Below are 21589 nucleotides of genomic sequence, written 5' to 3' on the forward strand. Positions count from 1 at the left end.
ATTTATAGATTTTGAAAACCTTATTATTGGCTACTATAAACAGATTGCCGCTATGTAATTAATGTTTAACAAAGATTAAACTATAATTTTAATCCACAAAAAAAGCTTCCCATTTCTGAGAAGCTTTTATATATTTTTTTTAAAATGATAGTCTTAAAGCGTAGCAATATGCTTAGCTAAACCAGATTTAAGGTTAGCAGCTTTATTGAAATGAATTACATTTTTCTTAGCTAATCTATCTAACATAGAAACTACAGAAGGAAATAATGCTTCAGCTTCTTTCTTATCAGTTAACTCACGTAATTTTTTTATAGCATTACGAGTTGTTTTATGCTGATATTTGTTAACCAAACGCTTAGCTTCGTTACTTCTAATTCTTTTTAATGCTGACTTATGATTTGCCATTTTATACTTTATTTTTTTTAAAAATTGTAGCCCGTAGGGGAATCGAACCCCTCTTACCAGGATGAAAACCTGGCGTCCTAGCCGATAGACGAACGGGCCATTTGTTTTTTTGAGTGTGCAAAGATAAATTTAATTTTTAAATGTACAACTTAAAAATCAAAAATTTGCTTCACTTATTTTTCAAATAACATACAACGTTTCCATTGCGGATGCAAAAATACAACTATTTTTAAATGTCGCAATAGCTACGCAAACTTTTTTGAAATTTTTTTTCTTAGTACGCTTTTGCGAACAACACTCTGCCTTTTGACGGTTTTCCAGAGTACACACAAACACCTTTTTCTCCCTTCATTTCCAAAGGAATACATCTAATAGTCGCTTTTGTAAGCTCTTTTATTTTCTCTTCGGTTTCATTAGTACCATCCCAATGTGCCGAGATAAACCCTGTCTTTTTCTCTAAAACATCTTTAAATTCTTCAAACGAATTTACTTCGGTTATGTGTTTATCTCTAAAATCCAACGCTTTTTTAAATAAGGTATCTTGAATTTCTTTTAACAAACCTTCAACCTTGGCAGTTAAATCGTTTAAAGAAACCACTTCTTTAGTTAAGGTATCTCGTCTTGCCAACTCTACTGTGCCATTTTGCAAATCTTTAGGTCCAATAGCAATACGCAAAGGCACACCTTGCAATTCGTGTTGGGCAAATTTAGCACCAGGACGTTGCGTATCCCTATCGTCAAACTTAACCGTAATACCTTTGGCCCTTAAATCAGTTTGAATGCTTTTAGCAACTTCCGAGACTGCGGCAAATTCTTCATCGCTCTTATATATAGGAACAATAACTACTTGGTTTGGTGCCAAACTTGGTGGCAACACCAATCCGTTATCATCGCTATGCGTCATAATTAAAGCACCCATCAAACGGGTAGAAACACCCCATGATGTAGCCCAAACGTAATCTTGTTTACCTTCCTTGTTAGCAAACTTAACATCGAATGCCTTGGCAAAATTCTGCCCAAGAAAGTGTGATGTCCCTGCTTGAAGCGCTTTCCCATCTTGCATTAATGCTTCTATACAATACGTTTCATCGGCTCCTGCAAAACGCTCGCTTTCGGTTTTCACACCTTGCACCACGGGGATAGCCATAAAATTTTCAACAAAAGTTGCATATACATTGTTCATCAACTTTGCTTCCGCTATCGCTTCCGCCTTGGTTTCATGAGCCGTATGTCCTTCTTGCCATAAAAATTCCGCAGTACGTAAAAACAAACGTGTGCGCATTTCCCAACGCACCACATTTGCCCACTGGTTAATTAATATAGGCAAATCTCTGTACGATTGAATCCAGTTTCTATAGGTGTTCCAAATAATAGCTTCACTGGTTGGGCGCACTATGAGTTCTTCCTCCAATTTTGCTTCTGGGTCTACTCGTAATTTCCCTGGTTTATCGGGGTCGGCTTGCAATCTATAATGTGTTACAATGGCACATTCTTTTGCAAAACCTTCAGCGTTTTTTTCTTCAGCTTCAAACAAGCTTTTTGGAACAAATAATGGAAAATATGCGTTTTGATGTCCTGTTTCTTTAAACATTCTATCTAATTCTGCCTGCATTTTTTCCCAAATAGCATAGCCATAAGGCTTAATTACCATACAACCACGAACTGCCGAATTCTCCGCTAGGTCTGCTTTCACAACCAATTCGTTATACCATTTGGAATAATCTTCCGCCCTACTAGTAAGTTTTTTACTCATATTGTTGTTTTGGCACAAATATTGTGACTATGTTAAATATAAAAATAGTTCAGCAAAACTAACTATTTTTGTTTTGTTCAACAATAAAAATCAAGAGATATGCAATTAAATACCTACTTAATAAAAAAAATGCCATACTTGGCAGTTCTTAGCTTAGTATTTGGCTTATCTTCATGTGGTTCTTATCAATATGTTGGTGTAGATAACGATGGTATTTATGGCAGTACTACAAGAACCGTTCAGTATGAAGAGGCGGTAGTTGAAACACCCCAAAACTCCAACAGCAGTTATTATCAAAATTACTTTAAAAATAAAGCTATTGAGACCGAATATATGGTTGCCGATAGTGAAATATTTACCGATATTGATGCTTACGAAGGCACTAACTATGTTGAAAACGACACTTTAAATAACAATTACCAAGGTTATGGCGGTTGGGGACAAACTACCAATTCTGTAACCATTAATTATGTTAACAATGGCTGGAATAATTGGGGTTGGAATGATCCTTTTATGTATGGTTGGGGATGGAATAATCGTTGGAACCGAGGATGGAACAGCTGGGGTTATGGATACGACCCATATTGGAATACTGGTTTTTATGGTGGTTTTTACGGTAGTTGGGCTTACAACCCTTGGGGTTATGGTTATTATGGCCACCCTTATAGATATTATGGATACAATAATTGGTATAATGGCAACGGAGCTTACTACAACCGAAGAAATGTTTCTTACAGTGCCACCCGAAGAGGCTATAGCAACAACGCTACTGGTTTAAGCAGCAATGCGTATAGTACTTCTAGAAGAAGCAGCTCGGTTAATTCTGGAACCACTTCTAAATACAGTACTTCCAGAAGAAGCAGCGTAAATGCAAGTACTTCGCCAACAACAGGGTACACTTCTAGACAATATAACTCTAACGGAACACGGGTTTATTCTGACACCCAAAGAAGAACTACTTATAGTACAAGTACACCTTCAGCGAATTCTACTAGCAGATCTTCACCCACAGTGAGACGAAGTTCAGGAAGCACCTATACGCCTTCAAGAAGTAGTACAAGTAGAACTTATACACCGTCATCTTCATCTAGGAGTTCCACATATACACCTAGCAGAAGTTACTCCCCTAGTTCAAGTTCTTCATCATCAAGCAGCAGTTCAAGATCTTCAAGTAGTTCTAGTTCTGGAAGCAGTAGAAGTTCTGGATCTTCAAGCAGTGGTGGAAGACGTTAACAAATTTAAATATAAACTATGAAAAAGTTAAACCTACTATTTATAGGCATGCTATCGGTGTGCTCATTAAGCGCACAAGACATAACTGACGCGTTACGATATTCACAAAGTGAAATTCAAGGAACTGCTCGTTTCAGGGCTTTAAGCGGTGCTTTTGGCGCCTTGGGTGGCGATATGAGTGCGGTTAGCATAAACCCTGCAAGTTCTGCGGTGTTTAGCCAAAGCCATGCTTCTTTCTCCTTTTCAAATGTAGATACTTCAAACGATACTCAATATTTTAACGGTCTTACTTCTAGCAACATCTCTAATTTTGATATCAATCAAGGTGGTGCTGCCTTTGTTTTTGAAAACAGGAGTAATTCACCTTGGAGAAAGTTCTCAATAGGTATTGCTTATGATAGAACAAATAATTATGATGATAATTGGAGTGCCGTTGGAACAAATACTAATGATGATGTATTTATTCATGACAATGATGTAATAAGAAGTCCTGCCAACTCAATTGCTGGATATTTCTTCCTTAATGCAAACGGTAAACGACTAGATCAAATTTCTACTTTACCTGGAGAATCTATAGCTGATGCTTATTCCGATATTGGTAATGTTTACGGTTTTGGACATCAACAAGCATTTTTAGGATTTGAATCTTTCATTTTAGAAGCAGATGACATAGATGATGATTCTAATACTTTATATTCATCAAATTTAGCTTCTGGAAATTTTTTACATGATTATTCATACGTATCTACAGGTTATAACGGAAAAATATCTTTTAACCTAGCAACTCAATATGAAGACAATTTATATTTAGGATTAAATTTAAATTCTCATTTTATTGATTATCAAAAATCCACTCAATTATTTGAAAGAAATTCAAACAGTGGCTCTTTAGTTAAAAATATTGATTTTAAAAACAACTTATCCACTACTGGTAATGGTTTCTCTTTTCAATTAGGAGGTATTATAAAATTAAGCCCTGAGTTTAGATTGGGTGTTGCTTTCGACTCCCCTACTTGGTACACTATAACCGAAGAAACAACTCAATACCTTTCAACAGTTCACAGCTATTTTGGCCCAACCGAAACAAAAGTTATCAATCCACAAACAGTAAACGTTTACCCTCAATACAAACTACAAACACCTTCAAAACTAACAGGTAGTTTAGCTTATGTATTTGGTACACAAGGGTTATTAAGTTTTGATTATTCTAGAAAAAATTACAGTAACACAAAATTTAAACCCACATCTGATCCGTTTTTTGCAGACCAAAATGCAGCGATGAGCAATATACTTACCGATGCTTCTACATACAGGTTAGGTGGCGAATATAAAATAAAACAACTTAGTTTAAGAGGCGGTTACCGTTTTGAAGAAAGCCCATATAAAGATGGTGTTACCGTAGGTGATTTATCTGGTTATTCCGTTGGTATTGGTTATAGCTTTGGAAACACAAAGTTAGATGTTACCTACGACCAAGCAAGCAGAACAAACGAAACACCTCTATATAATGTAGGTTTAACCGATGCTGCCGTAATTGACCGAACAAACTCTAACGTAACCTTATCATTAAGTTTTAATATTTAAAAGCGTTAATATAATTTTAAAAAGCCTGAATTTAAAAAGTTCAGGCTTTTTTATTTTTAGTGTAATTTAGTTGATAAAATACAGACAGAGAAAGAAGCAAATTAATTGTTTGTTAATACAAAACATAAGAAAAGTGTTTTGCTTATCTTTGCAGACCAAAATTGTGATTAAGTTTTACAGATGAAATATCCATAACCAAAAGTTGATACTTAAGGTAATGATAATATGGATGAACCATGTGACAGATAAAAACAATAGACAACAACGCATGAAAATTGAAAATAACGTAGAAGAATTCGAATCTTTAGGAGATGACCACATAGGAACATCGTCTGATACACCTTTAAGAAATGATGCTTTTAAGCTTTCTAACGAAGAAAAAATTGAAATCATTAAAGATGATGTGCGACACATTATGGAAACTTTAGGCTTAGATTTAACCGATGATAGTTTAAATGGCACACCCAATCGTGTAGCAAAAATGTTTGTTAAAGAAATTTTTGGTGGTTTAGATCCTAAAAGAAAACCAAGCGCTTCTACCTTCGACAACAAATATAAATATGGTGAAATGTTGGTTGAAAAAAACATCACAGTTTACTCAACTTGTGAACACCACTTATTACCTATCGTAGGAAAAGCACATATTGCTTACATTTCAAACGGGTCGGTAGTTGGTCTATCAAAAATGAACCGCATTGTAGATTATTACGCTAAACGCCCACAGGTTCAAGAACGTTTAACCATACAAATTGTAAAAGAACTTCAAACGGTTTTAAATACCGAAGATGTAGCCTGTGTTATTGATGCCAAACATTTATGCGTAAACTCTAGAGGTATTCGCGATATTGAAAGCAGTACGGTTACTTCAGAATTTGGAGGAAAATTCAAAGAAGAGTCAACTCGTAGAGAATTTTTAGATTATATTAAATTAGATACTAAATTCTAATTTGTAAGTTGTTTAGTCGTTTGTTGTTAAGTTGCAATTAATAAATAACTTTACAGCTAAACGACAAACAACTTAACAATAAACAACTCACGACATACCTAATCATGCAGTTATTTAAAGACCAACACATCAAAATATACAATTCACTTACTGGAGCCAAAGAAACGTTTAAGCCTATTAACGAAGGTTATGTAGGTATGTACGTTTGTGGGCCAACCGTTTATAGCAATGTGCATTTAGGAAACGTGCGAACTTTTATGTCTTTTGACATGATTTTTCGCTACCTAAAACATTTGGGCTACAAAGTTCGCTATGTAAGGAATATTACTGATGCTGGTCATTTAGAAAATGATGCCGATGCTGGTGAAGATAAAATAACAAAAAAAGCTCGTTTAGAACAAATAGAACCTATGGAGGTAGTGCAACGCTACACCGTAGATTTCCACAATATATTAAACACGTTCAATTTTTTACCGCCTAGTATTGAGCCAACCGCCACGGGTCATATTATAGAACAAATTGAACTTATTAAAGACATCATAGCTAACGGATATGGATATGAAGTAAACGGCTCGGTTTATTTTGATGTTCACAAATTCAATGAAACCAACGATTATGGAAAATTAAGCAAGCGGAAGCTAGAGGATTTAATTCACAACACCCGTGAATTGGACGGACAAAGCGATAAAAAAAATCCGCAAGATTTTGCACTTTGGAAAAAAGCCGAACCACAGCACATTATGCGTTGGCCATCGCCTTGGGGCGACGGATTTCCTGGTTGGCATCTAGAATGTACGGCCATGAGTACCAAATATTTGGGCGACCAATTTGATATACACGGTGGTGGCATGGATTTAAAATTTCCGCACCACGAATGCGAAATTGCACAAAACGAAGCCGCCAAAGGACAATCGCCCGTAAACTATTGGATGCACGCCAATATGCTGGAATTAAACGGACAACGCATGTCTAAATCTACCGGAAACACAGTGAATCCAGATGAATTACTTTCGGGAAACAACAAATTTTTCAGTAAAGCATTTGCACCAAGTGTCATTCGTTTTTTTATCGCACAAGCACATTACAGGAGCGTGCTCGATTTAACCGATGAAGGTTTATTGGCAAGTGAAAAAGGGTTTTATAGATTGATGGATGCCATTAATTTATTAGATGGTTTGAGAATATCGGACACATCGTCTATGGATATAAACGCATGGAAACAGAAATGTTACGATGCCATGAACGACGATTTCAACTCCCCTATTTTAATTGCGAATTTATTTGAAGCCGTAAAATTCATCAACCAAATTAAAGATGGCTCTTCAAGTATCACTGCTGAAGATTTAGCGCTTTTAAAAGATACCTTAAATAGGTTTGTTTTTGATATTTTAGGGTTGGAAAACACTACTGAAAAAGAATCAGGAACAGATAAACTTTCAGGTGCTGTAAATCTTTTAATTAAATTAAGACAAGAAGCGAGAGCAAACAAAGATTTTGCCATGTCCGATAAAATCCGTGATGAATTGGCTGCTGTTGGTATTCAATTAAAAGACGGGAAAGAAGGCACAACTTTTTCTGTTAATTAGAATCTTTTGTCATTCCGCACTTGCTGCGGAATCCATATTATAACTTAAAAAAAGATTCCTGCCTTCGCAGGAATGACGAATGAAAAAACTACTCATAGCACCGTTTTTATTTTTGATAAAAGTGTACCAAACATTGATATCGCCATTAACGCCTGCAACGTGTAGATACCAACCCACCTGCTCGCATTACACCAAACAAGCATTACAAAAACATGGGTTATTTAAAGGTGGATGGCTCGCCATAAAACGTATTTTTAGTTGCCATCCTTGGGGAGGCTCTGGTTATGACCCAGTGCCCTAATAAGTTTTTGGTTAATTTCACCCACCTATATTTCTTTTTTTTAATTATCCTATTCCCAGGTTACTTCAGTGTATTTTTTATTCGAAAATAAAAATAACTCATTAATCCTTTGGCAATTAGGTTTAATTTACTAATTTTAATACATTCCCTAATCTAATTTTTATTAGTTCTCTCACTGCAACTTTTTAATAGCAATTGTATATGAAGACCATTTTTTTGAAAACGGTTTTTAAATACATTATTTCATAAGTACTTAATAATTTCTAACCATTACATGTTCGAATTTGTTAGGTGTTTTTATTTTTTATAAATCTAAAATGAAATCGCTATGAATTTAAAAAGAACCACCTTAATTCCATTAGATGATGACTCTCTAGCCGAATCAATTTTTAAATCATTTATTGAAAAAGAAATGATGCTTCTTATGGTTATTATTGGAGATACCGATACCATTAGAGAAGCCATCCCAAAAGCAGATAACCTAGCTCAACTTTCATATTTTAAAATGGAACGCTGGGTTTTATGGGTACGCAACTACGAAATTCTATCCGAAACTTTAAAAAAGCATTTAAAAGCTTCGGATGCTGACAAATCAAAAGAAGACTATAACAATATAAAATGTCTTTGCTTTTCACCCATTTTAGATAAAGTAGACGGTATCATTCTAAAAAATGCCGAACTATCTTATGCCAGCCTGCAACAATCTTTTTTCAAAGCACAGGCACATGACGCTCTTGCTGTAAATATCTAAAAAACAATTATTATGTATTATTTAAAACGAATTTCAACACTTGTATTAGTTTGTTTTACAATAGGTATTCAAGCACAAATAATCAGTGTGATTGAAAACGACAAAGATCAGAAACGCACCATATCACTAACCGACAAACAAATAGTTGACATTAATAGCAGTTTGGAAATTCAATTGTCAAAACTACAATTGCTTGACGCCATTCAGCAACAGTTCCCTCAATTAAAACAACACTTGGAATTAGAATCCAAACTAATAAAATTACAACAAGCACTGCGCAACCAAAGTGCCGTAATTTCAATTTTAGAAAAACAATTGGCAACAGCCAGTGAACAGGCCACTTTTTTTGAAATAATGAATGGGTTTTTAACCGACATTCAAAACGACCCACTTTTAAATGAACGCTATAACGATTTGATGGCAAAATTTTTCAGTACCGATACCTTCGCTCCAGGCACCGTTCCTGAGCCCTATATTTTCTCAAACCTCAACAACGACATGCTGCAAATAGAGCAAGAATTAGCCTCTCTTGAAGCCGATATATATGCCGTTAGCGTACTGGCATTTAAAAAAGACTCCAGTGGTGGCGACCGCGTACATATACAAAACTACGACACCTATACCAACAGAGATTATGTGACCATTAAACGCTGGGTTACCAGTTTATCTACCGAACAAAAACAACAACTTGAAGCGCTAAACGATATTGCAAAACAGAATAATTTAAAAAAAACCAATGTTTTTAATGAGTTAAAAATTAAACTGTTAGAAGAATTTAAAAGCATCACATGTATCAAAGATTTTAAAAACAACAGTATTGAATTTATAAATAATATTCAGTTAAACGATGTGGTTCCAACCGAAGTTAAAAATAAAATAGAGCAACTGAATCTGCTAATTACTCGGTTTGAAACCCTTTTTCTACTTTTAAAAACAGACATGGACCAATGGCAAATTACTTTGCTATTGGATATTAAAAGTGAAGTTGAAACCATCGTTACTCTATTAAAAACGATTGATACAAATTTTTCAGATGTAACTACACTCATCAATCAAACACGTGTCAAAACTAAATTTATGCCATTAGTTTCAGAATTCAACACCTGCTACGCCACCATAAACAAAGATTTTGAGACCTTAAAACAAGGTGCTGCCCTACTATTCAATCTTCAGAATAACTATATAGCAAATAAAGCCATAGGTACTGAAGTGCTCGCTTTTACATTGGATAATTTACCAGATAAGGGATATATTAACCTAAAAGGAACAGGGCAACGAAAAAACGGTGACGAGTTATTAATTGAGTTGGTACTTAGACTCCCCTCAGCCGTTGAAAATGCTCCAGAACAGGTAGTCACCATTGAACAACGGGAATTTATAATGCAATTAACCGGACCACGATCTGAAGTTGCCATTGGATTAATATTTGCCAACCCTATTAATAAAGAAGACTTAAATCTGCAAAACGACCGCAACTTCTTTTATACCCCATCGGCTGCTTTGTTATTAAAATTTGGCTCCAATAAGTCCCATTTCTATAATGATTTTTTAGACTTTGGAATAGGTCTGAATTTTGCGACACCCGATTTTAATACCGACGGTACACCCGAATTTGGTACAGGAATCATCACCACTGCCTTTAAAAATATTATAAGCGCAGGGGTTAATTACAACCTAACACTAGACAGTTTTTACTGGTTTTTTGGTGTGAATCTCCCATTTAATCTTCCTGGAATTCCAATTAACAATATTAAAAATTAACCTATGGCTAAAACAGCTAAAATATTAGGAATAGAGCATGATGTAAAATCGTTTAACCACACGGTTCCAAACACACTTGAACAACAATTTGAGTTAAAATCTTATATTGAAGTTACTTCCAATCGTGCCGCTAACACCGTTAATACCATAACCCTAGAAGAAAACGATCTTATTGCCATACAATTTACCGATAACACGGAATGGATAGGACACCCTGAAGATGTACAGGCTATTTATGATGAAAAAACGGTAACCAAACGGTCATTATATAGTGAAGACTATATTTTTGATATTCAAATCATTTCAGAAGATGCCAATCGTGGTGTTATAAAACGTGCTTTAGTGAAGGTTTTTAGTGTTTTTACACCTAAGAAAGTTGCTGAGGTGGCCATCATGGAATTGGCTAAATCTTATGATAAAAAAATTCAACCAAATCCAGATTTATATCAAATAGATTCCAATTTAAAAAGAATCAAATATACCACCCCAAGTAATACCTCTAAGCCATTTTTACTTTTACTTCATGGTACGTTGTCCACTTCCATCGATGCATTTTACAACTTAAACAACAACAATTCTGCATGGGATGATATTGTTGCCAAATATGGCAGCCGCATTTGGGCGCTGGAACATTATACACTTTCGGTAAGCCCGCTTCAAAACGCTCTCGATTTTTTAAAAGCTTGTCCCACAGGATGCACTATTGACATCATAAGTCATTCCCGTGGTGGTCTAGTTGCAGACATTTTAGCAAAATGCGACCATAGAAATACCGTTACCGGATTCAACAATAAAGAAATAGACATCTTAAAAAGCGGCGGCGAAAAAGCGCATTGGGAATATATGGAAGCTATTAATATGATAGCAAAAAGCAAAAAGTTAACTGTAAATAAAGTGATTCGGGTGGCAGCACCAGCTAGTGGCACTACCATTTTATCGCGTCGGGCAGATCATTTTTTCAATTTATTTTTGAATGCTGTTTCCATAGCCTTTGGAATTGCCAACCCACTTTACCACTCGGTTAAAGCTTTTCTATTGGAACTGGTGAGCCAAAAAGATGACCCCGAAGTATTACCCGGTTTAAACGCTATGATGCCAGAATCCATGTTTCAAAAAATGATGAACATTTCTGGTTCTGTGGTAGAAAGCGACTTATATAATATTGCGGGCGACTCTGAAGTAGGTGGCATCAACTTCAGTTCACTAAAAGTCATTCTTGCCAATTTGTTTTATCGCGAAGCAAATGATTTGGTGGTAGATACCAGACGTATGGAGCACGGGGTTGTTAGAAAAAACGGCTTTTACAAACACATTTCCCAAGGCAGTGACACCAATCATTTTAACTACTTTTCAGAAAATGGTTCCTGCGCAGCCATATTGGAAGCCTTACATGCCACCAATCAAAACCCTGTTACCTTATATACCAAGTCGTTATACATTGATGGTGAACGTGGTATTTTATTGGATGCCCTTTCCCTTAAAGGTGTTCGGTATGCTCCTACTAAAATCACTCGCGATGTTGTCATCATTGTACCTGGCATTATGGGGTCTACCATTTCCCAAAATGGCGACCACCTTTGGGTAGATATGCGTAAAATAAATGATGGCGGTATAGCCAAAAACCTAAATATTAGCGCAAGCAATGTAGAAGCCAGTGGTGTTATTGAAAAATATTATAATGATTTGGCAGAACATCTTTTGGGGCAATATGATGTGATAACGATGGAGTTCGATTGGCGAAAATCATTAAAAGATGCCGCTAAGATATTAAAAGACAAAATCGAGACTGTTTTAAAATATCAGAATATTAAAGTACATATTATTGCTCATTCCATGGGAGGACTTTTGGTGCGTCAATTTATGATGAACTTTCCCAATGTGTGGACTGATTTCAGCCAAAACGAATCCAATAAATTCATTATGTTGGGCACGCCTTGGCTAGGTTCCTATTTAATAATGGAAGTACTTACAGGTCATAGCAGTCGTGTGAAACAATTAGCTGCCATCGATTTTAAAAACAACAGAGCCGATCTATTAAAAGTATTTTGGAAATACCCGGGTATTTTTGAATTGATGCCTATTGAAGAGGGTTCCGATCGCGATTTTTGGGATCCCAACTTTTGGAAAGCTTTGGATAAGGAGACTGAATTAAAGGACATGCCAAATCCGGATACCAACACGAAATCACTATCAGGATTTAAAGATTATAGAAAAGATGTTCTAGATTATTTGAAAACTTTAGAAGAAAAAGCTTTTAAAAACATTTATTACATCTGCGGACAAGCGGATAAAACCGTTTTTGATTATTCGTTCGAAAACCGTTTTTTATCACGTAAAAAAAAGTTGGTTTACAAAGCAACCTCTTTTGGTGATGGAAGCGTTACTTGGGCTTCAGGAATTCCAAAACAATTATTAAACAGCAATCGTTTATATTACACACAAATATCGCATGGTGATTTAGCAAACGATTCGGATATTTTCCATGGTATTTCTGAAATTTTATCAACCGGAAGCACCAATGCACTCAGTACCCAAAAACCAGCCTTAAGGGGTGGTGAAATCATTTCTGAAGTATATGACGCTCCAGAACCCGCTTACAATTCCGATGCCGTTATTAACGCTATTTTCGACATAAAAAAACAAGAAAAAACCAAAAACTCCTCATTCAATGTTAAGGTGATCCATGGCGATTTAAGGGTGGCATCGTACCCTGTTATGGTGGGTCATTTCTTCATGGATCTCATTTTAAGTGCCGAAAAAGCATTGGACGAATATTTAGAAAGACGCCTTACCCAAAGAATGAGTATTGGCCATTATCCAGGGCAAGTTGGTGAAAGTGAAGTGTTTTTCAACTTAAACACACAACCAAAAGGCGCCATAGTTTGCGGATTAGGAAGTACCGAAGGACTCACCCATTATTTACTATCAAATGCTGTAAAACAGGCAACACTAAAATATGCCATGTTTATGCGCGACAACTACACCTTATCGCGAGCCAAAAAATACGCCAAAGGCATCTCGTTTGTTTTGATAGGCAGTGGCTACGGAAAACTAACCATTGAAGATTCTGTAAAAGGTATTTTATTGGGTGTTGCAAAAGCCAATAAACAAATTATTGAAACCAAAGAAGGCTTGCAACCCATACAAGATATTGAAATTATAAACTACTATGAAAGTTTTGCCAGTGAAGCTTATTTTAGTTTATCCAGACAACAAGGTACCGATGATCGGATTCCGTTCATTTTAAACAAAGGCATTACAAAACGTGCTGGTGCCAAAAAGCGACGCATGTTTCATACCAATGAATATGATTGGTGGTACAACCTTCATATTAATAGTTTAAAAAACGAAGATAAAACATGCAACGCTGAGAATGAAATTATTGGTTTTAAATATTACTCTTCCAGTAATTTAGCTAGAGTAGAACAAGAAATGGTAGGCATTGGCTTATTCAAAATAAACCATTTACTTAAAGAAACTTCTACCAGTTCGAGCTGGGACATAAGATTATCAAAATCTTTATTTGAAATGTTAGTTCCCAACGATTTCAAAAGTAAATTTAGAGATCAAACCAACTTAATATTAAAACTGGATAAATATGCTGCCCAAATACCTTGGGAACTATTGCATGATAACAATACTTCGGAAACTCCAGCAGCAGTAACCTCAAGCTTTATACGGCAATTGGTTACCGAAGATTCCATTCGATACAACCAAGTATCACTCAATAATATTGAAGCGTTAATAGTTGGAGACCCCATGTACAACCAAAAAGAGCTACCGCCATTGCAAGCAGCAAAAGCCGAAGCCGAATGGGTGGCAGTAAAACTTAAAAAAGCTGGCTACAATACGAATGCTTTAATAAACTCCAATGCCAAAAACATCATGATGGAGCTTTTTAGCAAACATTACAAAATCATGCATTTTGCAGGCCATGGGGTGTACGACCCAGAACATTGCAATGTAGGCATCGCCATTGGAAATGGTATTTGTATAGACCCCGCCATGATAAACCAAATTGGTTATGTGCCAGATTTTATTTTTATCAATTGTTGCTATTCCGGAGTTTTAGATGCTGAAGATGATTTGTACAGTAAAAACCGTAACCGTTTGGCTGCGAATATTGGTACACAACTTATTGAAATGGGTGTTAAAGCCATAATAATTTCGGGTTGGGCGGTAAATGATGGTGCTGCCAAAGTGTTTTCTGAAACATTTTATGAACGCATGTTCCAAGGATACAACTTTGGAACTGCCGTACAAATGGCCCGTTTTGAATGTTACCAAAAATACCGTAGTTCAAACACTTGGGGCGCTTATCAATGTTACGGAAATCAATTCTATAAATTCAAGAATAGAACAAAATCCAATCAAAATAACGAGGAGTATGTAGTGGCGTCGCAAATTCATACAGATTTAGATAATTTACTTATTTCCATCCGCGATAAAAAAGAAGATAAAAATTCTGCGCAGATGCGATTGGATAAGTTTATCGCTTTAGCCCAAGAATCTAACTTATTGGATGCCATGGTACTTGAAAAAGAAGCCATGATTTACGATGAATTGGGCATGAGCGATGTGGCCTATGAAAAATATACTGGCTTATTTAAGTTCGATAATGGTAATTATTCCATTAAAGCTTTAGAACAATATTGTGTTGTGCTCGCTACAAGATTAAAAAATGATATTGATGAAGCTAAAAAATCAAGAAAAGCCAATGCGGTTAACGATGTTATTACCAAATATATTTCCAACGTAGAATTTCTTACCCTAGCAGGACGAAATTCAAGACGCTTAAACATAGTTGGCAACACTTACAAGCATACCGCAAAATATTTAGAACCTAAAAAAGAAATAGAATACTTAAATATAGCCTTTGAATATTATAGTGAAGCATTGGATGCTACAGATGATCGCTTTAGTGGTCAATATTTAGACGCGCTTTCTAATATGGTATTTATAGCTTTTATACTTGAAAATTTAGGCGGCGGAAAACTATTGAACCAATTGCAAAAAAACAAAACTTTCAAGCAAGTTAGAAACCTTGAAGAGTTTTTGGAAAACTTCTACAAAGAACTTGATGACTTTGATAAAGCAGACTTAGATATTTCAGTGCTTATTGGAATGACCGAAGTTAGTTATGCCATTTTATTGATTAATCCTAACAACAAAAACCATCAAGAGGAAACCATATTAATGTGGTACCGACAAATTTTTCAACAAATATACAGTCCGCGTTATATAAGTATTGAAATTGAACAAATTGAATTTCTCCTACATTATGTGAAAAATGCTACGGTTAAAAAGTGTTTAGCCCTAATTGAAAAAGAATTGAAAAACTATTAATAAACCATTAAAAATAAAAACCATGGCTACAATGTATTTAGGAGATTGCGACAAAGGAAAACAACCACAAAACCGACAATTATACCTCAAACCTTTTCATATAGACGGTTTGTTAATTGGCAAAGTATCCTTTAGGGATGACGATAGAACAAAATGGCGTTCATTTCGAGAAGGCACAGGTAACGACATATTAAAATTACAGCAATTTTTAAATAAAGCAGGTTTTATGCCCCGAGCTTCTTTTGATGGGGTTTTTGGTTATGTAACTCAGGCTGCTGTTAGATTATTTCAAGAATACGTGCGTAGCATGGAGCATGTTACTGATATGGTTCCCGATGGCATTGTGGGCAATGGCACTATGAAACATGTGGAACGTTGGCAGCAAGCAAACAAAGTAGCCGAATGGGGAACGATTACCGCCGCTAATCCAACAAAGCAATATACCGACTGGATGAATTTGCTGCACCAAGCAAAAAGTCACTACGAAACCAATCCTGGTCCCGTTTTAAAACACCTAAATGGCCTTTCAAAAACTTATTCTACTAGAAAACCAGCGGATTGGACATTCAACACAAAAGATATTCATCTTATTGGCGTAAGACGAAATCAAACCCAAAGTGCCATGAGACGTGAAAATGACGATTTATTCTTTCTACTCATTAACGGGATGGTATTTACCTTTTGGGGTTCTACAGATTCCAGCGTAAATATGGCAGGAAGAAGTGACGAAGCCTTTTTGATAGAAGGACAGCACGTTTACCGTTTTGGATGGCATAAAATTTCTGAAGAAAAGAAAATTTACCGTGCCTTAAAACCAAACGATCCAAATGGTGTTATGATTTTAAGGGATTGGGACAACGACAATGCGCTTACAGATAAGGATTTGAAGGTTACCGACAGTCGTGGAAACCTAAAAGGCATGCAGGTGAACAACTCTATAAATATCCATTGGTCTGGCGTGGGAACTTCCAATTATTCTGCAGGGTGTCAAGTAATTGCCGGAAAAAGCTATATAAACCATAAGAACGAATTGCAAGATTGTTCAAAATTTGCTTCTTCAAGTTACGGCGGACTTACAGATTCCAACAAACAAACCAAAGGTGCCTATAATGTGCTTACCGATTTAATTTTATGTTATGCGCCGCCAAATGTTACCAGTTTATACTATACGTTAGGTCGAGAAGATTCCTTGGCTTTATCCAGCAATTTCGGTTCACAGTTCGCTTCAGATGTTTTAAAACGTTTGAAATCTGTTTAAATCATTAGAAATTATGAAACGAGCATGCTAAAAATTTCATCTATCAAAAAAAAGATAAATAGCGAACAGCATGTGTCCAATAATAAACAATAAATATAATCACATGAAAAACACAAGTAAAATAATCGTTCTATTAATAGTATGTTTTCTTCTTACTTCCTGTTATTCCATTAGAGTAAGAAGCATCAACGGTACGCCACAACCCGATCCGCTTTCTAATCGCGATGATTATTATAGAAACATGGAAGTTGTAGAGCTTGATACCGTAATTAAAATAGGCGTTACTTCCAAAGATTTCACCTACCTCATTAAAGAAACCGATAAATGTAAAACAGGCAAACTACATACCGTAGAATTTAGGAACACCTTTGGAGGTTCCCTATTAAGTATGGCAACCTTTGGAAAAAAGCGTAAAATGAAAATTAAATACGTGTGTATGAAACCAGCAAATTAATATTATGGCAACTACAAAAACACATAACCTAAAAGAATGGGACACCTTACACAATAATGGTCCTTTCCCATTGAAAAAACTGTACATAACAGAATTGGAAGGCGATGGCAACATGCCTAATAAAATAGAACGCTTTAATGATGCTGCCAACGAAATTCGCAGACTTCTTAAGGAAACAAAAGAGGCCAATCATGGTTTTAGGGCTTATGGTTCCGCCTGGTCCATGAACCATATTGCGTCCCATAAAGACCGCATGCACTATAATGGTTTTATGAACATCCACATCCCTATTGTTGCAGAAAATTGTCATACCAACTGCAATTTTGATGCTTCTAATTTATTTTTATTTGAATGTGGCACCACAATTAAACGCGCTTCCGAGGTGCTTTCCGCACACGGTAAATCGTTAAAAACCACAGGTGCCAGTAATGGGCAAACCATAGCTGGCTGTGTATCTACAGGTGTTCATGGTTCTGCATTTCAAGTTGGAGCCATTCAAGATTATGTAGTAGGATTGAATTTGATAATAGGCCCAAATCCTAATGATGTTGTTTATTTAGAACGCCACACCCAACCCGCTTTAAACGACACGTTTGCTAAAAAAATAAGTGCAAGAATCATACGAAACGACCATCTTTTTAATGCAGCATTGGTTGGATTGGGTGGTTTTGGTTTTTTACACGGCATCGTAATTGAAGCAGAACCTCGGTTTTTATTAAAACGCTATGTAAAAAAAATCCATAAAGATGTGGCCCTAAAATTGGCCGATACGCTCGATTTTAAAAACGCCACATTTAAAATTCCAGAAGAAACTACTGCAGATGGTTTTGGAGCAACCCCATACCATTACAAAGTTTTTATAAATCAATACAGCAAAGAACCCGAGTACGTGGTTGAATTGATGTATAAAAAACCATTTAAAACAGATTACAAAGACCCATTCCCCATAATAAAACAATCCCTATACCGCGATTTAATTCACTTATTTACTAAAATGGCTGAGAAGTGCCCCAAAAGTATTCCATGGTTAGTGAAACAATTACGGAAAACCATCTTGCCTAAGGTTGATGATGAATTAACTGGCACATTACCCGAAATTTTTTGGGATGCCCCATACCAAGGTCCTGCGTTTGCTTGTTCGGTTGGGGTGGACCATAAAAATTCATCAAAAGCATTAAAATTATTGGCCGATTTAACAAACAATGAAGGCCCCATCCCTGGCATTTTCGCTATGCGTTTTGTGAAACAGACCAAAGCCACATTAGGATTTACAAAATTCCCAATCACCTGTATGCTGGAAATTGATGGGGTTTTATGGAAAAAAACAAGGAAAATAATGAGCTTAACGGAATATTCAAAACGAATTATAGAAGTGTTGAAGCAAAACAACATACCGTTTACCATCCATTGGGGAAAAAACAGTGATTGGTCGTATCCTGGATTGGTAAACCATATGTATGGAGCAGACACTGTAAAAACATGGAAACAGTACAGAAATGCTTTATTAGGCGATGAGATGGCGGCCATGTTTTCCAATGATTTTTTACACGACACAGGGTTAGCAAAAAAAGAAATAACGATGGATGCTACCAATGAAAATTTAATAGCATCATTATAAAAAAAAATTACATATTTAAAAATCAGGATTATGGAAGAGAAACCAAGCTTTCCGTTTAAAACTTTAATTTGGGCATTAGTTGCTGTTATCGCATTGTTTGTTTTTAAAGGTGAACTCAAACAACTACTTACAAATGCTGAAGAATTTAAAGTTTTTGGTATTGAAATTAAAGCAAGTAAAGAGCAAGTTAACAAACTACAAAGCGCGATAATGAATTATGAAACCAAAATAACAGATTTATCCTCTCAAATTACAACCCAAGAAAACCAAATACAATCGTTGCACGAAGTTAAAACCCAATTGGAAAAAGATTTAGCTAAATGCCCTGCCTTGGAAAAAAACGCAGTTATTTTCAATTCCCAATTAAATAAGATATTTCAGAGCAGCGATCAGATAAAAACACAATCGGACCAATTGAAAAAGGTTGAAATACTGAAAAGGTCCAGTTTAAAGGTTCAACAATAAACGTTTTTCATATGTAGTTCACTATATATTTTGTATTTGACTTTGTAGAATTTTTCAACTACCTTCGTTTAACAATCGATAAAGTTCATTAAAACGGAACTTTATCTTTACTTCATGCGCAATAAAAAACTACCGATGAAAAACTTTATTAATTATTTAATTTGTACTTGTTTGCTATCTGCTTGTCAAGAAAAATCAGAAAAAATTCAGATTTCTGGAACAGTTTCAAATAATACAAATGATTATGCTCTATTTGTAAAAGATTCAACTGGAATTGGACTATCAACTGTTATAGACACAATTAAAATCGATGGAAATGGTAATTTTAGTTTTGAAAGTAATATTCTAAAATCTGATGGCTTATTTGTATTCAACGGACAAAAACCTTTAAGACTCTTAATACCTAAAGAATTAACAACTTCAATCAAAATTGATTTAAACTTGTTAGAACCCGATTCCATAAAGATTATAGGGAAACAAGCTGATTTCTCCAAGTATTACATTGACCAACAAAAATATTGGATAAAAACAGAGAAAAATATGTCTGACAAACACTCTGTGCTTGCGACAAGAAACACGGCTGACATAGATTATTATATAATACAAGACAGCATAACGGATTTGAGAATAAGTTATTTAGAAAAGTATTTTGCCAATTTGAATATACAGAGCCAAGAAAAATTTATAACATCACAGAAAAGTTCTTTAATCTATTCAAACTTATATTTTCGTATGAGCGGTAAGAAACCTGATATTGTTGAAAAATTAAAATTCTATGGTAAATCGGATGAGATTTTGACTTACTCGGATAAAGTAAATCTTTCGGATAAAAATTTATTTACAAATAGAGAATATGTTAACTTCATAAACGATGCAATAATGAGCATTGTTAGATACGAAAATCCAAATAGTGATTTATCATCCTACGAACTTTATCTAAATAAGGGTTTTGAGGCAATTGATAAATTATATAAAAATAGAGAAACAAACCAATTACAAAAGATTGTTTTTGTAAATCACCTTATATCGTCTGCTAAGATTTTTAAAGCCAGTATAAACATAAATGAGTTCCAAAAAGTTATAAACAGTTTAAATAACCAAGAAACTCAAAATAATTTGGAAATTATCGAGACTCAATTAAAACAAGTAGAAAATTCAATGTCAAAGTTTGCGATTGGAAAAACAGCACCAGATTTTGAGTTGGAAAATGTTGATGGAAAAAAACATAAATCTTCTGACTTTGCAAACAAAATAATATTCATTGATGTTTGGACAACTTGGTGTGGACCTTGTATATCATCATTTCCTAAGTGGAATAAGTTAATTGAGGATACCTCAAATGAGGATAAACTTGTATTCCTAACGGTATCTTTAGATAATGATAGAAACAAATGGCAAAATGCTTTGGACAAACTAAATTTAAACGGCTTAAAACTATATGCTGGTACTGAGGCATTTGATAGTCATTTTGCAAAGAGTTTTGAAATCAAATCATTACCGAACTACATTGCGATTGATGATAAAGGAACAATTTTATCAGTTTCCTCATCAATAAATGAGTTCGAAGAAATAATAAAAAAGAAGCTAGCTGAAAAATAAATACTGCACATAAGCCGTACATAATTTATTGCTAGCTCTAGTCTACTTATGTTTCAGAAAATCCTCGTGGATTTTGAACTGCCCCCAAAAAGTTAGACACTATTTGAGGGTATTTTTATGGAAAGAAAAGTCAAGTACAATTACGATTTTAAACTTCGTTGCGTAAAGGAGGTATTGAAAAATCATCAAACAGTAGAAGCTGTTTCAAAATTATATGGTTGTCATCATACAACGCTTCATGATTGGATTCGGTTTTATGAAAAATATGGTAAAAAGGGATTACTACCCAGGAAGAATAAGCTCTACAGTTTACCATTCAAACTTAAAGTGATAAAAGCCATTGAAAATGATTTATTATCTTTCAGTCAAGCTTGTATAAGATTTAATATCCCTACTAAATCTGTAATTATGAATTGGCATCGTAATTATAAAAAAGATGGTGTTATAGGCTTAAACCATAAACCAAGAGGTAAACCTAAATCTATGCAATTTAAAAGAGCAAAAAAGAAGTCTAATAAACCATTAACTC

General features: G+C 35.1%; 16 protein-coding genes and 1 tRNA gene. 14 read left to right on the forward strand and 3 right to left on the reverse strand.

Features of this window, described 5'->3' with window-relative positions:
- Positions 1 to 153 precede the first annotated feature (153 nt).
- The 3 genes from rpsT to proS all read right to left on the reverse strand — a co-directional run bounded on the left by rpsT (position 154) and on the right by proS (position 2158).
- Positions 154 to 405 carry a 30S ribosomal protein S20 gene (gene rpsT / locus J8H85_RS10910; protein ID WP_209655231.1) on the reverse strand — a complete coding sequence of 84 codons (252 nt, stop codon included), beginning with the start codon at positions 403 to 405 and terminating at the stop codon, positions 154 to 156.
- Between the two features lie 27 nt (positions 406 to 432).
- A tRNA-Glu gene (locus J8H85_RS10915) sits at positions 433 to 504 on the reverse strand.
- 175 nt (positions 505 to 679) lie between these two features.
- Positions 680 to 2158, reverse strand: coding sequence for a proline--tRNA ligase (gene proS, locus J8H85_RS10920; RefSeq protein ID WP_209655232.1), 1479 nt, complete (start codon positions 2156 to 2158; stop codon positions 680 to 682).
- A 99-nt stretch (positions 2159 to 2257) separates the two neighbouring features.
- On the opposite strand from proS, the gene J8H85_RS10925 reads away from it, so the two are divergent.
- From J8H85_RS10925 to J8H85_RS10990, 14 genes are all read left to right on the forward strand, one after another.
- Positions 2258 to 3391 (forward strand): hypothetical protein, encoded by a 1134-nt coding sequence (locus tag J8H85_RS10925; RefSeq protein WP_209655233.1) that lies wholly within the window; start codon positions 2258 to 2260, stop codon positions 3389 to 3391.
- Positions 3392 to 3409: 18 nt separating this feature from the next.
- Positions 3410 to 4975, forward strand: coding sequence for an OmpP1/FadL family transporter (locus tag J8H85_RS10930; RefSeq protein WP_209655234.1), 1566 nt, complete (start codon positions 3410 to 3412; stop codon positions 4973 to 4975).
- Between the two features lie 268 nt (positions 4976 to 5243).
- Positions 5244 to 5921 carry a GTP cyclohydrolase I FolE gene (gene folE, locus J8H85_RS10935; protein WP_209655252.1) on the forward strand — a complete coding sequence of 226 codons (678 nt, stop codon included), beginning with the start codon at positions 5244 to 5246 and terminating at the stop codon, positions 5919 to 5921.
- Positions 5922 to 6025: 104 nt separating this feature from the next.
- Positions 6026 to 7507, forward strand: a complete 1482-nt coding sequence (cysS, locus tag J8H85_RS10940) for a cysteine--tRNA ligase (protein ID WP_209655235.1) — start codon at positions 6026 to 6028, stop codon at positions 7505 to 7507.
- Between the two features lie 79 nt (positions 7508 to 7586).
- Positions 7587 to 7808: a membrane protein insertion efficiency factor YidD gene (gene yidD / locus J8H85_RS10945; protein WP_209655236.1), complete on the forward strand. Its 222-nt coding sequence runs from the start codon at positions 7587 to 7589 to the stop codon at positions 7806 to 7808.
- Positions 7809 to 8136: 328 nt separating this feature from the next.
- A complete protein-coding gene (locus J8H85_RS10950; protein ID WP_209655237.1) occupies positions 8137 to 8559 on the forward strand; it encodes a hypothetical protein in 423 nt (140 codons plus the stop codon).
- 12 nt (positions 8560 to 8571) lie between these two features.
- Positions 8572 to 10320, forward strand: coding sequence for a hypothetical protein (locus J8H85_RS10955; protein ID WP_209655238.1), 1749 nt, complete (start codon positions 8572 to 8574; stop codon positions 10318 to 10320).
- A gap of 3 nt (positions 10321 to 10323) precedes the next feature.
- Positions 10324 to 15666, forward strand: coding sequence for a CHAT domain-containing protein (locus tag J8H85_RS10960; RefSeq protein ID WP_209655239.1), 5343 nt, complete (start codon positions 10324 to 10326; stop codon positions 15664 to 15666).
- 22 nt (positions 15667 to 15688) lie between these two features.
- Positions 15689 to 16924, forward strand: coding sequence for a peptidoglycan-binding domain-containing protein (locus J8H85_RS10965; RefSeq protein ID WP_209655240.1), 1236 nt, complete (start codon positions 15689 to 15691; stop codon positions 16922 to 16924).
- 103 nt (positions 16925 to 17027) lie between these two features.
- Positions 17028 to 17378: a hypothetical protein gene (locus J8H85_RS10970; protein ID WP_209655241.1), complete on the forward strand. Its 351-nt coding sequence runs from the start codon at positions 17028 to 17030 to the stop codon at positions 17376 to 17378.
- A gap of 4 nt (positions 17379 to 17382) precedes the next feature.
- A complete protein-coding gene (locus tag J8H85_RS10975; protein ID WP_209655242.1) occupies positions 17383 to 18996 on the forward strand; it encodes an FAD-binding protein in 1614 nt (537 codons plus the stop codon).
- A 30-nt stretch (positions 18997 to 19026) separates the two neighbouring features.
- Positions 19027 to 19461, forward strand: coding sequence for a hypothetical protein (locus J8H85_RS10980; RefSeq protein WP_209655243.1), 435 nt, complete (start codon positions 19027 to 19029; stop codon positions 19459 to 19461).
- Between the two features lie 135 nt (positions 19462 to 19596).
- A complete protein-coding gene (locus J8H85_RS10985; RefSeq protein ID WP_209655244.1) occupies positions 19597 to 21060 on the forward strand; it encodes a TlpA family protein disulfide reductase in 1464 nt (487 codons plus the stop codon).
- Positions 21061 to 21177: 117 nt separating this feature from the next.
- On the forward strand, positions 21178 to 21589 hold a 412-nt coding region (locus J8H85_RS10990), incomplete at its 3' end, for a helix-turn-helix domain-containing protein (protein WP_209655245.1).

It is taken from the genome of Mariniflexile gromovii (genome assembly GCF_017814435.1).
GTDB lineage: Bacteria > Bacteroidota > Bacteroidia > Flavobacteriales > Flavobacteriaceae > Mariniflexile > Mariniflexile gromovii.